Annotated in this window: 19 protein-coding genes; 9 read left to right on the plus strand and 10 right to left on the minus strand. The window is 67.7% G+C overall.

Going from position 1 to position 17,300, the window contains the following annotated elements; genetic code table 11:
• On the plus strand, positions 1 to 790 hold a 790-nt coding region (locus RT697_RS07425; RefSeq protein WP_313697806.1), incomplete at its 5' end, for an SUMF1/EgtB/PvdO family nonheme iron enzyme.
• Here the strand turns inward: RT697_RS07425 and RT697_RS07430 are convergent.
• The gene (locus RT697_RS07430) at positions 787 to 1,611 is read right to left on the minus strand and encodes a Crp/Fnr family transcriptional regulator (protein ID WP_313697808.1); all 825 of its coding nucleotides are present in this window, start codon (positions 1,609 to 1,611) and stop codon (positions 787 to 789) included. The two genes, RT697_RS07425 and RT697_RS07430, sit on opposite strands and share 4 nt — an antisense overlap.
• 191 nt (positions 1,612 to 1,802) lie before the next feature.
• On the opposite strand from RT697_RS07430, the gene nirK reads away from it, so the two are divergent.
• Positions 1,803 to 2,885 carry a copper-containing nitrite reductase gene (nirK, locus tag RT697_RS07435; RefSeq protein ID WP_313697810.1) on the plus strand — a complete coding sequence of 361 codons (1,083 nt, stop codon included), beginning with the start codon at positions 1,803 to 1,805 and terminating at the stop codon, positions 2,883 to 2,885.
• 80 nt (positions 2,886 to 2,965) lie between these two features.
• Entirely contained in the window at positions 2,966 to 3,292 is a 327-nt protein-coding gene (locus RT697_RS07440; RefSeq protein ID WP_105238311.1) for a c-type cytochrome, read from the plus strand.
• Positions 3,293 to 3,328: 36 nt separating this feature from the next.
• On the opposite strand, the gene RT697_RS07445 is transcribed toward RT697_RS07440, so the two are convergent.
• Complete coding sequence (locus tag RT697_RS07445) at positions 3,329 to 3,952, minus strand: LysE family translocator (protein WP_313697812.1); 624 nt, start codon at positions 3,950 to 3,952, stop codon at positions 3,329 to 3,331.
• A gap of 125 nt (positions 3,953 to 4,077) precedes the next feature.
• Here RT697_RS07445 and gorA point away from each other — a divergent pair, with 125 nt between their 5' ends.
• The gene (gorA, locus tag RT697_RS07450; RefSeq protein ID WP_313697813.1) at positions 4,078 to 5,436 is read left to right on the plus strand and encodes a glutathione-disulfide reductase; all 1,359 of its coding nucleotides are present in this window, start codon (positions 4,078 to 4,080) and stop codon (positions 5,434 to 5,436) included.
• 55 nt (positions 5,437 to 5,491) lie between these two features.
• Here gorA and RT697_RS07455 read toward each other — a convergent pair whose 3' ends face one another.
• Positions 5,492 to 6,313, minus strand: a complete 822-nt coding sequence (locus RT697_RS07455; RefSeq protein WP_313697814.1) for a DUF72 domain-containing protein — start codon at positions 6,311 to 6,313, stop codon at positions 5,492 to 5,494.
• 151 nt (positions 6,314 to 6,464) lie between these two features.
• Here RT697_RS07455 and RT697_RS07460 point away from each other — a divergent pair, with 151 nt between their 5' ends.
• Both RT697_RS07460 and RT697_RS07465 read left to right on the plus strand, forming a co-directional pair.
• A complete protein-coding gene (locus RT697_RS07460; RefSeq protein WP_056569853.1) occupies positions 6,465 to 7,097 on the plus strand; it encodes a LysE family translocator in 633 nt (210 codons plus the stop codon).
• Positions 7,097 to 7,393, plus strand: coding sequence for a hypothetical protein (locus tag RT697_RS07465; RefSeq protein WP_105238315.1), 297 nt, complete (start codon positions 7,097 to 7,099; stop codon positions 7,391 to 7,393). The genes RT697_RS07460 and RT697_RS07465 overlap by 1 nt, the downstream gene beginning before the upstream one ends.
• Positions 7,394 to 7,399: 6 nt before the next feature.
• Here the strand turns inward: RT697_RS07465 and RT697_RS07470 are convergent, their stop codons facing one another.
• Positions 7,400 to 8,893 carry a PLP-dependent aminotransferase family protein gene (locus RT697_RS07470; protein ID WP_313697818.1) on the minus strand — a complete coding sequence of 498 codons (1,494 nt, stop codon included), beginning with the start codon at positions 8,891 to 8,893 and terminating at the stop codon, positions 7,400 to 7,402.
• 127 nt (positions 8,894 to 9,020) lie between these two features.
• On the opposite strand from RT697_RS07470, the gene RT697_RS07475 reads away from it, so the two are divergent.
• Together RT697_RS07475 and RT697_RS07480 are read left to right on the plus strand one after the other, a co-directional pair.
• Positions 9,021 to 9,749, plus strand: a complete 729-nt coding sequence (locus tag RT697_RS07475) for a GNAT family protein (protein WP_313697819.1) — start codon at positions 9,021 to 9,023, stop codon at positions 9,747 to 9,749.
• Between the two features lie 14 nt (positions 9,750 to 9,763).
• On the plus strand, positions 9,764 to 10,648 hold the full coding sequence (locus tag RT697_RS07480) for a DMT family transporter (RefSeq protein ID WP_313697820.1): 885 nt from the start codon (positions 9,764 to 9,766) through the stop codon (positions 10,646 to 10,648).
• Between the two features lie 8 nt (positions 10,649 to 10,656).
• Here the strand turns inward: RT697_RS07480 and RT697_RS07485 are convergent, their stop codons facing one another.
• The 5 genes from RT697_RS07485 to RT697_RS07505 form a co-directional block, all read right to left on the minus strand.
• The gene (locus RT697_RS07485; RefSeq protein WP_313697822.1) at positions 10,657 to 11,988 is read right to left on the minus strand and encodes a carotenoid oxygenase family protein; all 1,332 of its coding nucleotides are present in this window, start codon (positions 11,986 to 11,988) and stop codon (positions 10,657 to 10,659) included.
• 102 nt (positions 11,989 to 12,090) lie between these two features.
• On the minus strand, positions 12,091 to 13,002 hold the full coding sequence (locus RT697_RS07490; RefSeq protein WP_313697919.1) for a DMT family transporter: 912 nt from the start codon (positions 13,000 to 13,002) through the stop codon (positions 12,091 to 12,093).
• 56 nt (positions 13,003 to 13,058) lie between these two features.
• On the minus strand, positions 13,059 to 13,394 hold the full coding sequence (locus RT697_RS07495; protein ID WP_105238320.1) for a thioredoxin family protein: 336 nt from the start codon (positions 13,392 to 13,394) through the stop codon (positions 13,059 to 13,061).
• An 8-nt stretch (positions 13,395 to 13,402) separates the two neighbouring features.
• On the minus strand, positions 13,403 to 14,680 hold the full coding sequence (locus RT697_RS07500; protein WP_313697824.1) for a Zn-dependent hydrolase: 1,278 nt from the start codon (positions 14,678 to 14,680) through the stop codon (positions 13,403 to 13,405).
• 61 nt (positions 14,681 to 14,741) lie between these two features.
• The gene (locus RT697_RS07505) at positions 14,742 to 15,536 is read right to left on the minus strand and encodes an enoyl-CoA hydratase/isomerase family protein (RefSeq protein ID WP_313697826.1); all 795 of its coding nucleotides are present in this window, start codon (positions 15,534 to 15,536) and stop codon (positions 14,742 to 14,744) included.
• A gap of 139 nt (positions 15,537 to 15,675) precedes the next feature.
• Between RT697_RS07505 and RT697_RS07510 the strand changes: the two genes are divergently transcribed.
• Positions 15,676 to 16,587, plus strand: coding sequence for an SDR family oxidoreductase (locus RT697_RS07510; protein ID WP_313697828.1), 912 nt, complete (start codon positions 15,676 to 15,678; stop codon positions 16,585 to 16,587).
• Here RT697_RS07510 and RT697_RS07515 read toward each other — a convergent pair.
• Positions 16,551 to 17,282: a TetR/AcrR family transcriptional regulator gene (locus tag RT697_RS07515; protein ID WP_313697830.1), complete on the minus strand. Its 732-nt coding sequence runs from the start codon at positions 17,280 to 17,282 to the stop codon at positions 16,551 to 16,553. The two genes, RT697_RS07510 and RT697_RS07515, sit on opposite strands and share 37 nt — an antisense overlap.
• Positions 17,283 to 17,300 lie beyond the last annotated feature (18 nt).

Genomic DNA, 17,300 nt, shown 5'->3' on the forward strand with positions numbered 1-17,300 from the left:
CGGGCCCGCAGACCGGGCCCGCTTTGCATTGCCGGAACTCACGCGGCTGCCACCCGGCGAGGTCACCCATCAGCCTCCCGGCGACGCCTTGCGCAACGGTTATCCCGTCACGCCCGCGCCGGTCACCACGCGGCATCCGCGCGGCGTTGCCATCATGACGCGCCAGGTCAGCCAGGCCGAATACGCGGCGTGTGTGGCCGCCAGCGCCTGCAAACCGCTGGACGCGGCACACCGCAAGGACAATGCTCCCGATCTGCCCGCCACGGGCATCAGTTGGTCGGATGCCTCAGCCTACGCGGCGTGGCTGTCGGGGTCGACGGGTCAGCGCTATCGGTTGCCGCGCTACGCCGAATGGATCTATGCGGCGGGCGAAGCCTATCGCGAAGAAACACCGCCCGCGGCATTGCAGGACAACAACCAGGATCCCAACGACCCCGCGCAGCGCTGGCTGGCGGAATACGAACAGGAAAGCCGCCGCAGCGGGCAGGGCACCGAAACCGCGGTGCGGCCGTTCGGCCAGTACGGCGCCAATGCGGCGGGCGTCAAGGACATGGCGGGCAGCGTGTGGGACTGGACCTCGGACTGTCACTCGCGCCGCGTGCTGGACGCGGGAACGGGGGCGGAGTCGCCGGAAGACGCCGACCTCAGCCGCAATTGCGGCATCCGCGTCGCGGCGGGGCGGCACATTGCGTATCTGCCGGATTTCATTCGCGACCCCAAGAGCGGCGCCTGTTCGGTCGGCGTGCCGCCCGCCAATCTGGGGGTGCGGCTGGTGCTGGAAGAGGGCTAGTGCGCGGCCAGTTCAGCGGCGGTGCGATCGGCGCCCGTGTGTTTCATGGCGGCGTCGCCGGCGTCGGCATCCGTTGCCGGCGAGCCGCTGCGGCACGACAGGCACGACGCGCAGTCCATGGCGGGCTGCGCGTTTTCGGACAGTCGGGTCAGCGCCGCGGGCGACCGCAGCACGATGCGCTTGCGGCCGCTGCTGACGATGCCGCGCTGCTTCCAGTCGCTGAGCAGCCGGCTGACCGTATGCAGCGTGGTGCCGGTCATCTCGGCCACATCCTGGCGCGTGATCGGAAAGCTGATGCCGATGCCGTCGTGCGTGGGCTGTCCGGATTGCTGGACCAACCGCAGGATGGCGCGCGCGACGCGCTGCTCGACTTCGTCGGTGGACAATTCCTGGATGCGGATGTGCGCATCCTGCAGGCGTTGTCCCATCGTCTGCAGCGCGATCGCGCCCAATTGCGGATGGCTGGCCATGAACCCTTCCCAGGCTTGCGCCGGCCACGCCAGGCAGACGCTTTCCTGCACGGCCAGCACGCTGGCGGGGTAACAGGACTGCCGCATGGCGCAAGCCAGGCCAAACATATCGCCCGGGTTGACATATCTCACGACAACTTGGTCGCCTTCCGATGTAATTTGAGTGACCTTGAGGCAGCCGTGCAGCAACACGAAGAAATGGGCGCCTTCCGCACCTTGGCGGTAGGCGGCTTCGCCGGCCTCAAGACGGCATGGAACGGCGTCTTTCAGTGCGGCATCAAGCTGCGTATCGGACAAAGGCCTGAACAGATCCAGGTTGCGCAGCAGGGCATGGCATAAGGGCGATGGCATGGCGGTCCGCTTGTAAGCGTGGAGAAATTTTCCACGCGTCGATGGTGACACCTGGGGATCACCCTGACAACGTGCGGCCGCCTGCAGGGTTATCCCGAATTTGCGCTACAGCAAAGAACGCGATTGCTCGCGGTTCTTCAATGGAGGTGCCGACAGACTCGGCTTTGAAGAAACCGAAAGAGGAGTAGCACATGAACGCGTTGCGCCCCACCTTGCTTGCCGCCGCCCTGATGTTCACGATGGCGGGCGGTCTGGCTTCCGCCCAGAATGCCGACAAGCTGCCGCGCGCCAAGGTCACGCTGGTTGCCCCGCCGATGGTCCACCAGCATGAGCAGGTGGCCAAGTCGGGTCCCAAGGTCGTCGAATTCACCATGACCATCGAAGAAAAGAAGATGGTCATCGACGGCAAGGGCACCACGCTGCAGGCCATGACTTTCAACGGATCCATGCCCGGCCCCACGATGGTCGTGCACGAAGGCGATTACGTGGAACTGACCCTGGTCAATCCCAAGTCCAACGCGATGCCGCACAACGTCGACTTCCACGCCGCGACGGGTGCGCTGGGCGGCGCCAAGCTCACCAACGTGAACCCCGGCGAACAGGCCACGCTGCGCTTCAAGGCCGACCGCGCCGGCACCTTCGTCTATCACTGTGCGCCTGAAGGCATGGTGCCGTGGCACGTGGTGTCCGGCATGAGCGGCACGATCATGGTGCTGCCGCGCGAAGGCCTGAAGGACCCGCAGGGCAAGCCGCTCAAGTACGACCGCGCCTACACGATCGGCGAGTTCGACCTGTACATCCCCAAGGACGCCAACGGCAAGTACAAGGACTACGCGACCCTCGCCGAAAGCTACGGCGATACGGTCGAAGTCATGCGCAAGCTGACCCCGTCGCACATCGTCTTCAACGGCAAGGTCGGCGCGCTGACGGGCGACAACGCGCTCACCGCCAAGGTCGGCGAAACCGTGCTGCTGATCCACTCGCAGGCCAACCGCGACACGCGCCCGCACCTGATCGGCGGTCACGGCGACTGGGTCTGGGAAACCGGCAAGTTCAACAACCCGCCCGAAAAGGACCTGGAAACCTGGTTCATTCGCGGCGGCTCCGCGGGCGCGGCGTTGTACACGTTCAAGCAGCCGGGCGTGTACGCCTACCTGAACCACAACCTGATCGAAGCCTTTGAACTGGGCGCGGCCGGACACATCAAGGTCGAGGGCAAGTGGAACGACGACCTGATGAAGCAGATCAAGGCGCCGGCTCCCATTCCGCAGTAATGGCCGGACGGCAAGACGCGCATGGCGCGTCTTGCCGCGTTGTTCCTACCTGTTCCCATCGTCAACCTGGAATTCCCGCCATGCCCAAATTTGCCCGACTCCTGTTTGCCCTTGCGCTGACGGGCTTGCCTGTCCAGCACGCCGCGGCCGACACCGTCGCCGCCGTCAATCCCGCCGGCGAAAAACTCTACAAGTCCGCCTGTGTCGTGTGCCATGCCAGCGGCGTGGCCAATGCCCCCAAGCTGGGCGACAAGGTGGCCTGGACGCCATTCCTGGCGCAGGGCACGGACGCGCTGATGGTCACCGTGCTGAAAGGCAAGGGCGCCATGCCCCCGCGCGGCGGCTCGGCCGCAGACGACGCCACGCTGCGCGCCGCCGTGGAATACATGATGGCCGCGGCGAAATAGCCCGGAAAATGGGCGCGGCCGACCTGCCGAATTGCGCTAGACGCGCCGCGCCAGCAAAGCCCACACGCCGGCGGCCGATAGCAGTGCGCCGCCGCCCAGATTGAAACCGCGTTGCGCGCGGGGCGACGCCAGCATGCGCCGGGCCGAGCCCGCAAAGACTGCGTAGGCTGTGGCGTTGATGCCGGCGCAGGCGACAAAGGTGGCCGACAGCATCCACAGCTGTCGCGTCACATCTCCCGCGGGATCGATGAACTGCGGCAAAAAGGCCACGAAGAAGATCATGCCCTTCGGATTCAACGCGGTGACCAGATACGTGTTGGCAAATAGCTTCCAGCGCGACCCCGCCGCCTCAGCGACGGGCAGGGGGGCCGGCGACACGCCGGCGCGCAGCAGCCGGTAACCCAGATACAGCAAATACAGGCCGCCCACGGTCTTGACCACCGTGAACCAGAACGCGGACGCGGCAAGCAGCGCGCCCAGGCCCAGCAGCGACAGCACCAGGGCGGTCGAATCACCCAGCGCCACGGCCAGCACCAGCGGCAGCCGGGCGCGTTTGCCGTGAGTCAGCGAGTAACTGATGACGGTAAGAATGGTGGGGCCGGGCAGCATGACGAGCAGGGCGGATGCGCCCAGGAAGGCCAGCCAGGTTTCGAGCGACATGGAAGGAACTCCGTTGAAGGCCCGGCGCGCGGGGCCGGCTGCGGCCAATGTATTCCAACCGTGGTGTTAAATACAGCTTTCCCGGACAGTGAACGCCGGCCGCCAGGCCGCGCGAAGGAAACCTCATGGCATTTGACTTTGACCTGTTTGTGATCGGTGCGGGCTCGGGCGGCGTACGCGCGGCCCGCTTTTCCGCCAGTTTCGGCGCGCGCGTGGCGGTGGCGGAAAGCCGCTACCTGGGCGGCACGTGTGTGAACGTGGGCTGCGTGCCCAAGAAACTGCTGGTCTACGGCGCGCACTACAGCGAAGACTTCGAGCAGGCGCACGGCTTCGGCTGGTCCGCGGACGCGCCCAAATTCGACTGGTCCACGCTGATCGCCAACAAGAACCGCGAGATCGAGCGCCTGAACGGCATCTACCGCAACCTGCTGGTCAACAGCGGCGTGACGCTGCTGGAAGGCCACGCGCGCATCGTCGATCCGCACAAGGTCGAAATCAACGGCAAGACCTACAGCGCCGAACACATTCTGGTGGCAACTGGCGGCTGGCCGCAGGTGCCCGACATTCCGGGCAAGGAACTCGCCATCACCTCCAACGAGGCCTTCTTCCTGAAGGACCTGCCGCGCCGCGTGCTGGTCGTGGGCGGCGGCTACATCGCCGTGGAGTTTGCGTCCATTTTCAATGGCATGGGCGCACAGACCGTCCAGTCGTATCGCGGTCCGCTGTTCCTGCGCGGCTTTGACCTGGGCGTGCGCGAGCACCTGCGTGACGAGCTGGTCAAGAAGGGCATCGACCTGCGCATGAACACCGAAGTCGCGCGCATCGACAAGCGCGCGGACGGATCGCTGGCCGCCACCTGCAAGGACGGTTCGGTCATCGAGACCGATTGCGTGTTCTACGCCACCGGCCGTCGTCCGATGCTGGACAACCTGGGGCTGGAAAACACCGGTGTGAAGCTGCGTGAAGACGGCTTCATCGAGGTCGATGACGAATACCGCACCGCGGAGCCGTCCATCCTGGCCCTCGGCGATGTGATCGGCCGCGTGCCGCTGACGCCCGTGGCGCTGGCCGAAGGCATGGCGGTGGCGCGGCGTCTGTTCCGCCCGCACGAGTACCGCAAGGTCGACTACAAGCTGATCCCCACCGCGGTGTTCAGCCTGCCCAACATTGGCACGGTCGGCCTGACCACCGAAGAGGCGCGCGAAGCCGGCTACGAGGTGCAGCTTTTCGAGAGCCGCTTCCGCCCCATGAAGCTGACGCTGACCGAATCGCAGGAGCGCACGCTGATGAAGGTGATCGTCGATGCGCAGACCGATCGCGTGCTGGGTGTGCACATGGTGGGTCCGGAGGCGGGCGAGATCGTGCAGGGTCTGGCCGTTGCGCTGAAGGCCGGCGCGACCAAGGCGGTGTTCGACGACACCATCGGCATCCATCCCACGGCGGCAGAAGAATTCGTGACGATGCGCACGCCAGTCGCGGAATAAGACCTGGAAACCGGAGGCCTCAAGCGTTCGGCGACGCGAGCGGTGCGGGCCGGCGCTACAGGCGTTCGATCATCGCGCGCGCCGCTGCCGGCGCGCGTTCTTTTGCGCCATTGATGAAGTACGCATAGACGGCCTGCACTTTTTTCCCGGAAGCCGCTTTGCCGATAAGGGGCAGGTCATCCGGATCCGCGCCGTGTGCCCAGACCCGCAAGCGCTCCGCCCAGGCGTCCAGCGCCTTGGGCGCGTAACCGGCCTTGTAGGCTGTGCTGGCGCGCATCAGCCGCGCGTAGACGAAGTCCGCCGTCCGGTCGGCGATGGCGGGAAACTCGTCGCTGTCGGTGTACACCGTCGCCGCGCGATGGCGGCGCGCAAGGGCCACGTATTCCTCGCAGGCAAAGCTGGCATGGCGCACGTCCAGCGCGTGCCGCAACGGCAAACCGTCGACCTTGTCCGGCAGCAATTCCAGGAAGGCGCCAAAGTCCTCCGGGTCGAACTGTTTGGTCGGCGCGAACTGCCACACGATGGGTCCCAGCTTCGGACCCAACTCGGCGATACCGCTGTTCACGAAGCGAGCAATCGAATCCTTGGCGCCCGCCAGTTCGCGCCGATTGGTCGAATACCGCGACGCCTTCAGCGAAAACACGAAATCCTCGGGCGTCTCGTCGCGCCACTTGGCGAAGGTGGCGGGCTTCTGGGTGCCGTAATAGGTGCCGTTGATCTCGATGGCCGTGACCTGCCGGCTCGCGTATTCCAGTTCGCGCGCATGCGGCAGGTCGTCCGGATAGAAGACGCCGCGCCACGGTTCAAAGGTCCAGCCGCCGATGCCAACTCGAATCGCGGCGGCACGGCCTGCCGGGGACGGAAGACGTTTCGGCATGGGCTGCGCTCCTGGAAGGGGTCAAGCGGTCCACTGTATCGCCAGCGCGACGAGCCGCCAACCCCGCCCGAAAATTCCGCTGTTCCGATACAGTTTTCGGCTAAGGTGTGCAGTCACGATCCGACTTCTGACCGGCGCGCGCCGGCTCCCCATGCCTGACCTGACACATCTGCTGACTTTCGCCCTGGTAGCGCTGGGCATGGTGCTCACCCCCGGGCCCAACATGATCTACCTGGTGTCGCGCTCCATCTCGCAAGGGCCGCAGGCCGGCCTGATTTCGCTGGGCGGGGTGGCGGTGGGATTCATCTTCTACGTGGCCTGTGCCGCGTTCGGCATCACTGCCTTGCTGATGGCCGTGCCCTATGCCTACGACGCGCTGCGCATCGGCGGCGCGCTCTATCTGCTGTACATGGCGTGGCAGGCGATCCGTCCGGGCGGCCGCTCGCCGTTCCAGGTGCATGACCTGCCCAAGAGCAGCCCGCGGCAATTGTTCACCATGGGCCTCTTGACCAATCTGCTCAATCCCAAGATCGCCGTCATGTACGTGTCGCTGCTGCCGCAATTCATCCAGCCCGATCACGGCAGCGTCTTCACCCAGTCGCTGGCGCTGGGCATGACGCAGGTCGTGATCAGCCTGTCGGTGAACGCGCTGATCGCCATCATGGCCGGCTCCATTGCCGGATTTCTGGCGGGCCGTCCGCTGTGGATGGTGGTGCAGCGCTGGCTGATGGGCACCGTGCTGGCCGGCCTGGCCGTGCGCATGCTTGTGGATACGCGCCGCTGATGCCGGCCGAAGACGGATTTTTCGCGACGCTGGGCGGCATGCTTGGCGAGGGCCTGCGCGCCATCGTGGCAGGGATCAAATGGCTGCTGGGCGGGCTGGGCGGCGCGCTGGGGGATTTCTATGCCGGCCTGGCCGGCGCGATGGGCATGAGCCCGTCGATCTTCAATCTGGTGCTGCTGGTGCTCGGTCTCATGTTCCTGTGGGGCGCGATCAAGGCGCTGCTGCGGCGCTCGATTCTGGGCTTCCTGTTCTGGCTGTTCATGACGCTGCTGGTGCTGGGCGGGCTGGTCGACTAGCGCGGCCTAATCCGCTTGCGCCACCGCCAGCGCCACGTCCCGCAGCCGGCGCACCAGCGCCGGAAACCGTTCCGCGCCCGTGTTGCCGTAGCCGATCACCAGGCCGTTGTCATCAACGCGCGGCGTCAGCGCAAACGACGACAGCGCGCCGGGATTCATGCCCAGCTTGCGCGCCTCGGCCACGATCGCCGTGTCGGGATAGGCCGGCGGCAGCCGCACGGTCAGGTGCAGACCGCAGTGCCCGCCCAAGACCTCATGCTCGATGCCCAGATGCAAGGCCAGCGCCTCGCGCAGCGCTGCCTGCCGTTCGCGGTACAGGCGCCGCATGCGGCCCAGATGGCGCGAGAACTGGCCGTTCTCGATAAAGGCTGCCATGGCGAGCTGTTCCAGCCGGTGGCCGCCGCGCTGCATCTCGATGATGGACGGCATGGCCTCGCGCGCGATCGCCTCGGGCAGCACCAGAAAACCCAGGCGCAGGGCCGGGAACATCGTTTTGCTGAACGTACCCACATACAGCACCGGCGCGTCCGGCAGCAGCCCCTGCATGGCGGTGATCGGTTCGCCCTGGTGGCGGAATTCGCTGTCGTAGTCGTCTTCGATGATCCACGCGCCGGCGCGGCGCGCGCGTTCCAGCAGATCGAGCCGGCGGGTCAGCGACAGCACCGCGCCGGTCGGGTACTGGTGCGACGGCGTCGTCTGGATCAGCCGGGGCGGCTGGCGGGTCCAGGCGCTTTCCGGGATGACGATGCCGTCGGCGTCGACCCGCATGGCCACGACGTTCAGGTCCCCCGCATGGAAGGCGGACTTGGCGCCGCGGTAGCCGGGGTCTTCCAGCCAGGCGGTGTCGCCGGGGTTGGTCAGCAATTGCACGCACAACGCCAGTCCGCCTTGCGCGCCTTCGGTGATGACGATGCGCGAGGCGTCGCAATGCACGCCGCGCGACACGCGCAGGTACTGGGCGATGGCTTCGCGCAGCGCGGGCTCGCCCGCCGGATGGCCGTAGCCCAGCGCGGTGGCCGGCGCCGACTGCAGGGCGCGGTCCTGCGCGCGGCGCCACGCGTTGACCGGGAACTGCGTCAGCGCGGGCGTGCCCGGCGTCATCGGCAGGGAGCCGTCCTGCGTATAGCGCGTGGAGACGATGCGGGCAAGGCGCTGCGCGGTGGCCGGCGGCTGCGCGGGGAGGGGAGCCGCCTCGCGCGCGGCGCTGCGGACGGCGGCGGATAGCGGCGCCACGCGGGTGCCCTGGCGGTCGGCAATCACGTAGCCTTCGGCCGTCAATTGTTCGTACGCGATCAGCACCGTGTTGCGTGAGATATCCAGTTCTTCGGACAGCGCGCGTGACGACGGCAGCTTGCCGCCTGCGGGAAGCTGTCCGGCAAGGATGGCCTGCTTGAGGCGCTGGATAAGCTGGCGCTGGCGCGGCAGCGAACCCGGACCACGCGCCAGCGGACTGGACAGCAGCGGGACAGTGGCGGCATCGCTCAAGGGAGTTTCGATCATGGCCCTATTAAATTCCAGGTTCGTGGCGCTTTTTATGATGCCACGGTTCCGATATCGTGAGGCCCTGGGTGTTGCGCCCGCCACCGTCGGCGGCGCGCCCTGAACCGATTCTTGAGGCATCGCCCGCATGCAACCCCGCACCAACGATTTGCAGCAACCCATCGGCCCGGCGCTGCCCGGCTGGACCACGCGTCCGCGTCCGCCGCTCGATCCCGCGCTTGGCCGCTACTGCCGCCTGGAACCCCTGTCGGCCGAGCGCCACGCGGCCGACCTGTACCAGGCGTTCAGCCAGGCGCCCGACGACAGCGACTGGACGTACATGGGCGTCGGGCCGTTTGCCGACGAAGCCGCCTACCGGACGTTCGCCGACGCCGCGCAGAACAGCCCGGACCCGATGCACCACGCCATCATCGACCTTGCGACGGGCCGCGCCGTCGGCACGCTGGCGCTGATGCGCATCGACGCGCCCAACGGCGTCATCGAGGTCGGCTTCGTGTCCTATTCGCGCCAGCTCAAGCGCACCCGCATCGCCACCGAGGCGCAGTTCCTGCTTATGCGCCGCGCCTTCGACGAGCTGGGCTACCGCCGCTACGAATGGAAGTGCGACAGCTTGAACGCGCCATCGCGCGCTGCCGCGCTGCGCCTGGGCTTCACCTTTGAGGGCATTTTCCGGCAGGCCACGGTCTACAAGGGCCGCAGCCGCGACACGGCGTGGTTCTCGATCATCGACAGCGAATGGCCCGTGCTGCGCGCCGCGTACGAGCGCTGGCTCAGCCCGGACAACTTCGACGCCGAAGGCGATCAGCGCCAGGGGCTGGCGGCGCTGATCGCCGCTGAACAGGGCCGCAACGGCTAGGGAGAGCACGCGGCGTGCGCCTGATTCCGGTGGCATTGGCCCTGTTCTGGGGCCTGAACTGGCCGGCGGTGAAGATCATTCTGTCGATCTTCCCGCCGTTCACCTTGCGCGTGCTTGGCTTGGGCAGCGGCGCGCTGCTGCTGTTGCTGCTGGCGGGCGCCAAGCGGCTGCCGCTGTTGCCGCCGCGCAGCGCGTGGCCGGGCATTGCGGTGGGCGGCATCCTGGCCGTGGCCGTCTTCAATCTGGCCGTGGCCTGGGCGCAGCTCAGCACCAGCACGTCGCGCGCGGCGGTGCTGACCTTCACCATGCCGATGATGTCCGCGTTGCTGGCGTGGCTGGTGCTGGGCGAACGCCTGGACCGTCGCCGCGGGCTGGCGTTGCTGCTGGGCGCGTGCGGCGTCGCCGTGCTGGCCTGGCCGGTGCTGCAGGCGGTGTTCGGCAGTAACGACGTCGCCGCTGCGAAAGGGCTGGTGTTTCCGCTGGTGGCGGCCTTCGGGTGGGCGGCCGGCACCGTGTACCTGAAGCGCTGGCCTGTCGCGGGCAACCGCATCGTGATCACGGCGTGGCAGCTTGTCGTCGGCGCCGGCTGCGCCTTGGCCGGCGCGCTGATCGCCGGCGAATCCTTTCCCACGCGCGGCTGGACCGCCAGCGTCGCGGGGGCGCTCTCGTTTCACATCATCCTGGGCACCGCGGTCGCGTACTGGCTGTGGTTCGTGCTGAGCGAGCGCGTCAGCGCCACCGTCGCCGCACTGACCACGCTGATGGTGCCGGTCGTGGGCGTGCTGGGCGCGATGGCGCTGGTGGGCGACCGGCCGGCCCCGGCGGATTGGTGGGGCTTCGCCTTTGTGATGGCAGGGGCGGGGCTGATCGTCCTAAACCTGGGCCAGCGGCGCACCTGATCCCAAGCCTAAATGGCCGCCGGCGACGGCATCCACGAGCCGTGCAGCCCGGCGGGCACGCGGCGCGGCAGACGCACTTGCGCAACCGGCCCGGCAGCCAGGTCGCGAGCGTCCAGCACGATGAACCGGCCGCCCGCGTCGTCTTCCGCGTGCACGAAGCTCAGGATGTAGCCGTCCGCTTCACCCGCACCGGCCGGATCGGCGGCAAACACCGGCTCGCACGCGGTCTGCCCGGCGGGAAGCCGGTACACGGTCTTCGCACCTGTCTCGACGTCGTAGCGGGCAAAGGCCTCGAAGGCGCCCGGCTGCGGCGTTTCGCCCGGACGCGGATCCCGCAGCCCGGCATAACAGAACCGCGTGCGCCTGCCCAGCCACGCGTCGTTGACCCGGCCGAACTCGCAGGGCTGGTCGTCCAGCGTCTGGTCGTCCACGCGTCCGCTTGCCATATCGATGCGCAGCCGATGCATCTCCAGCCGCTTGCGCGACGTGGGCCCGTAGCCATCGTGCCAGGGCAGCACGGCTTCGATCACGTTGCCGTCCACGTAGGCATTGGCGACGTGCATCCACCGGATCTGCGCCGCGTCGGTGCAGTCGCGCGGCACCAGCAGCACTTGTGTGCCGCGTTGCGGCTCCCAGCCGGGCGCCTTCGGTCCGCGGCTGAAGTCGAATACCAGCGGGCAGACAAACGCCACCACGTGGGTGGCGGTCAGGCCGATATCGTGAACCAGCGCCGGCCAGGGCGCTGAAAACGCCACCTGCCGGTCGACACGACCCGTGGCGTCCAGCCGCATGTACTCAATCGTGCCCGCCATGAGGTCGTAGTTGATTGCCAGCATTTCCCCGGTCAGCGGGTCGACCTTGGGGTGCGCGGAGAACGCGCCGGTGAGCTTGCCTTGAAAAGACGTGGCGCCCACGGTGCCCAGCGCGTCGTCCAGCTCGTACGGGAAGCCGCCTTCGTACAGCGCGTCGATGCGGCCCGCATGGCGCAGCACGTTGGTGTTGGCCAGATTGGCATACGGCGGCGGACCGAACGTCGGGTTGTAGATGCGGTGGCCGGCGGTCTGCTCTTCCTGTAGTTCTGCGGTCAGCACCCAACGGTTGCGATACCGCGCGCGTCCGCCGCCGTCCAGGTAGAGCGCGTGGATCATTCCCGTGCCGTCGAACGGATAGGAATAGCCCGGGCCGGGCTCGAATTGCGGATTGGGCCCGTTGCGCATGAAGACGCCGGACAGGCCGGGGGGCAGGGCGCCTTCAATGGGCAGGTCCGCATCGTCGCGTTCGTCGAAGACCGGCGCGAAGGCGCGGGTCAGGGCGGGGTTGTCGCTGTGCCAGGGTTGCATTTGACCTCCAGGCCGAGGCCGCGCACCGGGCAGAACGACACCGCCAGCCCGGCGGCGGCAAAAGTCCGTTATATCCGCCCGGGCCGTCTGGAAAAAGCCGAGCTAACCATGATGGGAACCGCGCTTCGCCTGACGCTTGCGCAACCGTTCCCGCACCATTTCGGCCCCGCTGACCAGGGTGATTCCCGCCAGCACCATCACCGCGCCGATCACGAAGCCCGCATCCAGCGGTTCATCCAGGATCAGCACGCCAAAGCTGACGCCGAACAGCGGCGTCATGAACGACAGGATGGACAGCCGGGACGCCAGATACCGGCGCAGCAGCCAGAACCAGACCAGATAGCTGGTCAGCGCGACGACGACCGACTGGAAGGCGACGCTGAGCATGGCCGCCGGGGTGTAGCGGATGCCATGATGGCCGGTGGCGGCCGCGAAGGCCAACAGGCCCACCGAGGCCACGGCCATCTGATAGAAAAGCGTCTTGGCCGGGGCCGCTTCGGACAGCGACGTCTTGCGGATCGCCACCGTCGTGGCGCCCCACAGCAATCCGGCCAGCAATCCCATTGCGTCGCCCAGCAGCATGTTGCGCGCGCCGTCGTGCGCCAACGGCTGGCCGCCCTTGACCAGGAACGCGACCGCGATGCCGCAGAAGGCCAGCGCGACGCCCGCCCATTGCAGCGGCTTCAGACGCTCTTCGGGCAGCAGCCAGTGCAGGCCCAGCGCCGCGAAGATGGGCGCGGTGTACAGGAACACCGACATGTGCGAGGCTGTGGTGTAGACCAGCCCTTGCGCGACGAACAGGAATTCGCCGGCAAACAGCAGGCCCACGATCAGGCCGGGCAGAAACGTGCCGTCGGTGAACGCGCGCTGCCCCTCAGCGCGCCACACCACCACGGCCAGCACCAGGGCCGCGAAGGTCGAGCGCAGTCCGATCTGCATGATGGGGGCGATGTCGCCCGCGACCAGCTTGATGGCGATCTGCTGGAAGCCCCAGCACACGCACAGCGCCAGCATGGCGCTGGTGGCCAGCGAGTCCAGCGGCAGGCGCAGCGGTTTGGCGGCGGCGACGCTCACGGCAGTTCGGCGGGGTAGCTGTCCAGCGCCAGGCCGATCTGCTGGCGCAGGTCCCATTCGGCCAGCGAGGCTTGCACCGGTCCATAGAACGCGCCGTCGCGGGCGACGAACATGGCGGGCAGGTGGAAGACCTCGTAGCGCTCGACCAGGCCGCGGTTGTCGCCGGCGTCGATCCAGCAGATGCGCTCGACGGGCAGTTCCACGGCGGGAAGCTGCTCGCGCGCCACGCGGCAGGTGCCGCAGGTGCGGCTGTGAAAGACGATAAGCGACAGGCCGCGCGCATCCAGCAGGAAGCGGTCGGCGGTGCTGTCGTTGAGTTCTATCTGTTCCATCGTGTGTCTCAAGCGCCGCGCAGCACGCGGTCCAGTTCCAGCACCGACTGATACAGCACTCGGGTGCCGTCCAGCAGTTGCGCGGGTTCGATCCATTCTTCAGGGCAGTGGCTGCGACCTTTCAGGCAGGGAATGAAGATCATGCCGATGGGGCCGGTGGGCGCCATGTACACGGCGTCGTGGCCGGCGCCGCTGGGTAGGCGCATCGATGCATAGCCAAGCTGGTCGGCGGCCGACTTGACCGCGTCCATCACCAGCGGCGAACAGTCCGTGGGCTGCGCGCGGCTGAGCTGCGTGAAGCCGGCGGTCAGGCGCAGCGCCTTCAGGTCGCCGGCCACGCCGGCCATCAGCGTTTCGGGGAAGGCGTCCAGCACGGCGTTGCTGTCGCTGCGCATTTCCAGCGTCATCTCGACCCGGCCCGGCACCGCGTTGGCCGCGTTGGGCGTCATGGCCAGCCGGCCGACGGTGGCGACGACGTAATGCGGATTGCCACTGGCCGCGCTGGCCTGGCGGTTGGCGGCGTCGATGATGCGGGCCGCGCCCACCAGCGCGTCGCGCCGGATGTCCATGGGCGTGGTGCCGGCGTGGTCAGGCTGGCCCTCGACCACGATCTGCACGCGGCGGATGCCGACGATGTTGGTGACCACGCCGATCGGCAGCTGGCGGCTTTCCAGCACGGGACCTTGTTCGATGTGCAGTTCGACAAAGGCGGCGGTTTCGCCCGCGCGGCGCAGCGGGGCGTTCAGCGCGGACGGATCGCCGCCGATGCGGGCAATGCCCTGCGCCAGGGTCTCGCCCTGCGGATTGCGTGCGTCCAGCATGTCGGCGCTGAGCTGGCCGCACAGCGCGCGGCTGCCCACGCACGAAATGCCGTAGTCGCTGGGTTCTTCGGACAGGAAGTCGATGACCTCGAAGGGGTGGTCGAGCGTGATGCCGTGTTCCTGCATCGTGTGCGCGACCTCAATGCCGGCCAGCACGCCGATGATGCCGTCGAAGCGGCCGCCGGCCATGACGGTATCGCAGTGCGAACCGGTGGAAATCGGCTTGCGCGAGGCATCGCGCCCCGCCCGCGTGCCGACCAGATTGCCGCCCGCGTCCAGGCGCGTCGTCAGGCCCGCGGCTTCGAACTCGCTGCGCAGCCAGGCGCGCGCGTCATCGAACAGTGGCGAAAAGGCGCGGCGCGTCCAGGGGACGTCGGGCAGGGTGAATTTGGACAGGGTGTCGACGCGCGACCAGAGGCGTTCGGCGTTCAGGGGAGGAAAAGCGGGCGGTGTGGCTTGCGGCATGAGACTTCCAGGAGATCCGCCCTGGATTATGGCATCAATGGTGCGACTCCCCTTGACGCCGCTAGGGCGTGCTGCGCCAGGCGGGCTCGCGCTTTTCCAGAAAGGCCGTTACGCCCTCGCGCGCTTCCTCGGTGCTGCGGATGGCCGCAATGCGTTCGACCGAGTCGGCGATCAGGGCGACGTCCAGCGGCCGGCCGGCAAAGTCGCGCACCAGCCGCTTGCTGGCCTGCACGGCGCCCGGGCCGTTCGCGCACAGCGTGCGGCAGAGCGCTTCGGCGGCCTCCAGTGCCTGGGCCGCGGGGACCACCTCATGCACCAGCCCCAGCCGCAGCGCGGTGGCGGCGTCGAAGCGTTCGGCGGTCAGGAAATAGCGATTGGACGCGCGTTCGCCCAGCGCGCGGATCACGTAGGGGCTGATCGTGGCGGGCAGCAGGCCCAGCCGGGTCTCGGACAGGCAGAAGTGCGCGCTGTCCGCCGCAACCGCGATGTCGCACGCGGCCACCAGCCCCATGCCGCCCGCGTAGGCGTCGCCGTTGACGCAGGCGACGACGGGTTTCGGGCAGGTCCAGACCGTGTGCAGCATGTCCGCCAGCCGCGTGGCGTCCTTGCGGTTGTCCGCATCGGTCAGCGTGCCCATTTTGCGCATCCAGTTCAGGTCGCCGCCGGCGCAAAATGCCTTGCCCGCGCCCGTCAGCAGCAGGACCCGCACTTGGGGATCGTCGACCGCAGTCTTGATCGCGGCCGTCAGCGCGGCGATCAGCGTCTCGTCGAACGCGTTGCGCATGTCCGGCCGGTTCAGCGTCAGGCGGGCGAGGGGGCCGTCAAGGGTCAGGTCCAGCGGGGCGTTCAGCGTCATGCGCGGTCTCCGGTGTTATTGATGGTGGCTCAACAGATATGCCGATCGGTCCGGCTGATTCTATTGGTAAAAGCGCGGCGCGGCGATGCTTGTTTCCAATGGATTGAGTTATCCTCAACAAAAAATTTTGGAGATAGACATGAACCAGCACGCGGGCAGCAGTGCCCCTGATGCGCGCTACGCATCGGTATTCCGGCCGGGCTTGTTCGACGGCAAGACGGTCATGGTGACTGGGGGCGGCAGTGGCTTGGGCCGTTGCACCGCACATGAGCTGGCCGCGCTGGGCGCCGGTCTGGCGCTGGTGGGACGCAACCCCGACAAGCTGGGCGCGGCGGCCGAGGAAATCTCCCGCGTCTATCCCGAGGCCGCCGGTCGGATCAGCCAGCACGCCTGCGACATCCGCGACGAAGCCGGGGTGCGCGGCGCCGTCGCCGATGCGCTGACCGCCCACGGCGCCATCCACGGTCTTTTCAACTGCGCCGGCGGCCAGTTTCCCGCGCCGCTGGACCGCATCAGCCTCAATGGCTGGAACGCCGTGGTGCAGAACAACCTGCATGGCACCTTCCTGGTGTCGCGCGAGGTCTATACGCAGCACATGCGCCAGCACGGCGGCGCTATCGTCAACATGCTGGCCGACATCTGGGGCGGCATGCCGGGCATGGGGCATTCGGGCGCGGCGCGCGCGGGGGTGTGGAACCTGACGGAAACCGCCGCCTGCGAATGGGCGTACGCCGGCGTGCGCGTGAACGCGGTGGCGCCGGGCTGGATCGCTTCCAGCGGCATGGACAGCTACGACGAGCACTACCGCGGCGTGCTGCGCGAACTGAAGACCAAGGTGCCGCTACAGCGCTTTGGCACCGAGGCCGAACTGGCCGCGGCCGTGGTCTTCCTGCTATCGCCCGCGGCGGCGTTCATCAATGGAACCGTGATCCGGGTGGACGGCGGCGTGCCGAACGCACGCCATTCGTGGAACCTGCAGCCGGCCGAGCGCGGCGAAACCTACAACGGCTTTCCTCAGTACGTCCCGCCGTCGCTGTTTTCGGAAGACTGAAGCCGATGCAGCGCGTTCTGGACTTCGCCCCGGAACTGCGCCAGCGCCAGGGCGTCCTGGCGCGGCGGCTGCAGGGCCTGCCACAGGAAGCCGACCAGCTGGTCGGCGGTGGCGGCCACGTCGACATTGACCTCCGCGCCGCGTCGCATCGCGTCCCACAGCACGTGCTCCATCGGCCCGTACACCGCCGAGCGCAGCAGCCGCAGCGGCATGTCCTGGCGGATGTCGCCGTCGGCCTGGCCTTGCGCCAGGATGCGCATCAGCGGCGCGGTGTAGCGGCGCTGCAGGTCGGCGTAGATCTCGCCGAAATCGTCGTTGCGCGCGCGCCCCTCGGAAAGAATGAACGCGCACAGACCGGGACCTTCGGCCAGCAGGTGGCGCAGATGGGTGTGCACCAGGTAATGCAACTGGGCGCGCGCGCCGTGGATGTGCGGCAGGTGGTCTTCCACCCGCGCGATGATTTCGTCGTACCAGTCGCTGATGACGCGCACGCAGAGTTCGCGCTTGCCGCCGAAGTAGGTGAAGACGGTGGCTTCCGAGACGCCCAGTCGTTGCGCGATCTCGGTGGTGGTGGCCGCGTGAAAGCCCGCTTCGGAGAACACCTGGCGCGCGACCCGCAGGATGTCGCGGATGCGTTGTTCGGACTTGGCGCTGGCCGGCGGGCGGCGCATCGGGACGGCTGGGCTTTTTTCCATGCAGGCTACAGGCGAAAA

The sequence above is a fragment of the Achromobacter sp. genome (assembly GCF_032113835.1).
GTDB lineage: Bacteria > Pseudomonadota > Gammaproteobacteria > Burkholderiales > Burkholderiaceae_B > Achromobacter.

What these genes read in the sequence shown, in the direction of transcription:
- RT697_RS07430 (WP_313697808.1), bottom strand. Translation starts at nt 1,611, where the DNA reads ATGCCATCGCCCTTATGCCATGCCCTGCTGCGCAACCTGGATCTGTTC.
- nirK (WP_313697810.1), top strand. Translation starts at nt 1,803, where the DNA reads ATGAACGCGTTGCGCCCCACCTTGCTTGCCGCCGCCCTGATGTTCACG.
- RT697_RS07440 (WP_105238311.1), top strand. Translation starts at nt 2,966, where the DNA reads ATGCCCAAATTTGCCCGACTCCTGTTTGCCCTTGCGCTGACGGGCTTG.
- RT697_RS07445 (WP_313697812.1), bottom strand. Translation starts at nt 3,952, where the DNA reads ATGTCGCTCGAAACCTGGCTGGCCTTCCTGGGCGCATCCGCCCTGCTC.
- gorA (WP_313697813.1), top strand. Translation starts at nt 4,078, where the DNA reads ATGGCATTTGACTTTGACCTGTTTGTGATCGGTGCGGGCTCGGGCGGC.
- RT697_RS07455 (WP_313697814.1), bottom strand. Translation starts at nt 6,313, where the DNA reads ATGCCGAAACGTCTTCCGTCCCCGGCAGGCCGTGCCGCCGCGATTCGA.
- RT697_RS07460 (WP_056569853.1), top strand. Translation starts at nt 6,465, where the DNA reads ATGCCTGACCTGACACATCTGCTGACTTTCGCCCTGGTAGCGCTGGGC.
- RT697_RS07465 (WP_105238315.1), top strand. Translation starts at nt 7,097, where the DNA reads ATGCCGGCCGAAGACGGATTTTTCGCGACGCTGGGCGGCATGCTTGGC.
- RT697_RS07470 (WP_313697818.1), bottom strand. Translation starts at nt 8,893, where the DNA reads ATGATCGAAACTCCCTTGAGCGATGCCGCCACTGTCCCGCTGCTGTCC.
- RT697_RS07475 (WP_313697819.1), top strand. Translation starts at nt 9,021, where the DNA reads ATGCAACCCCGCACCAACGATTTGCAGCAACCCATCGGCCCGGCGCTG.
- RT697_RS07485 (WP_313697822.1), bottom strand. Translation starts at nt 11,988, where the DNA reads ATGCAACCCTGGCACAGCGACAACCCCGCCCTGACCCGCGCCTTCGCG.
- RT697_RS07490 (WP_313697919.1), bottom strand. Translation starts at nt 13,002, where the DNA reads ATGCTGGCGCTGTGCGTGTGCTGGGGCTTCCAGCAGATCGCCATCAAG.
- RT697_RS07495 (WP_105238320.1), bottom strand. Translation starts at nt 13,394, where the DNA reads ATGGAACAGATAGAACTCAACGACAGCACCGCCGACCGCTTCCTGCTG.
- RT697_RS07500 (WP_313697824.1), bottom strand. Translation starts at nt 14,680, where the DNA reads ATGCCGCAAGCCACACCGCCCGCTTTTCCTCCCCTGAACGCCGAACGC.
- RT697_RS07505 (WP_313697826.1), bottom strand. Translation starts at nt 15,536, where the DNA reads ATGACGCTGAACGCCCCGCTGGACCTGACCCTTGACGGCCCCCTCGCC.
- RT697_RS07510 (WP_313697828.1), top strand. Translation starts at nt 15,676, where the DNA reads ATGAACCAGCACGCGGGCAGCAGTGCCCCTGATGCGCGCTACGCATCG.
- RT697_RS07515 (WP_313697830.1), bottom strand. Translation starts at nt 17,282, where the DNA reads ATGGAAAAAAGCCCAGCCGTCCCGATGCGCCGCCCGCCGGCCAGCGCC.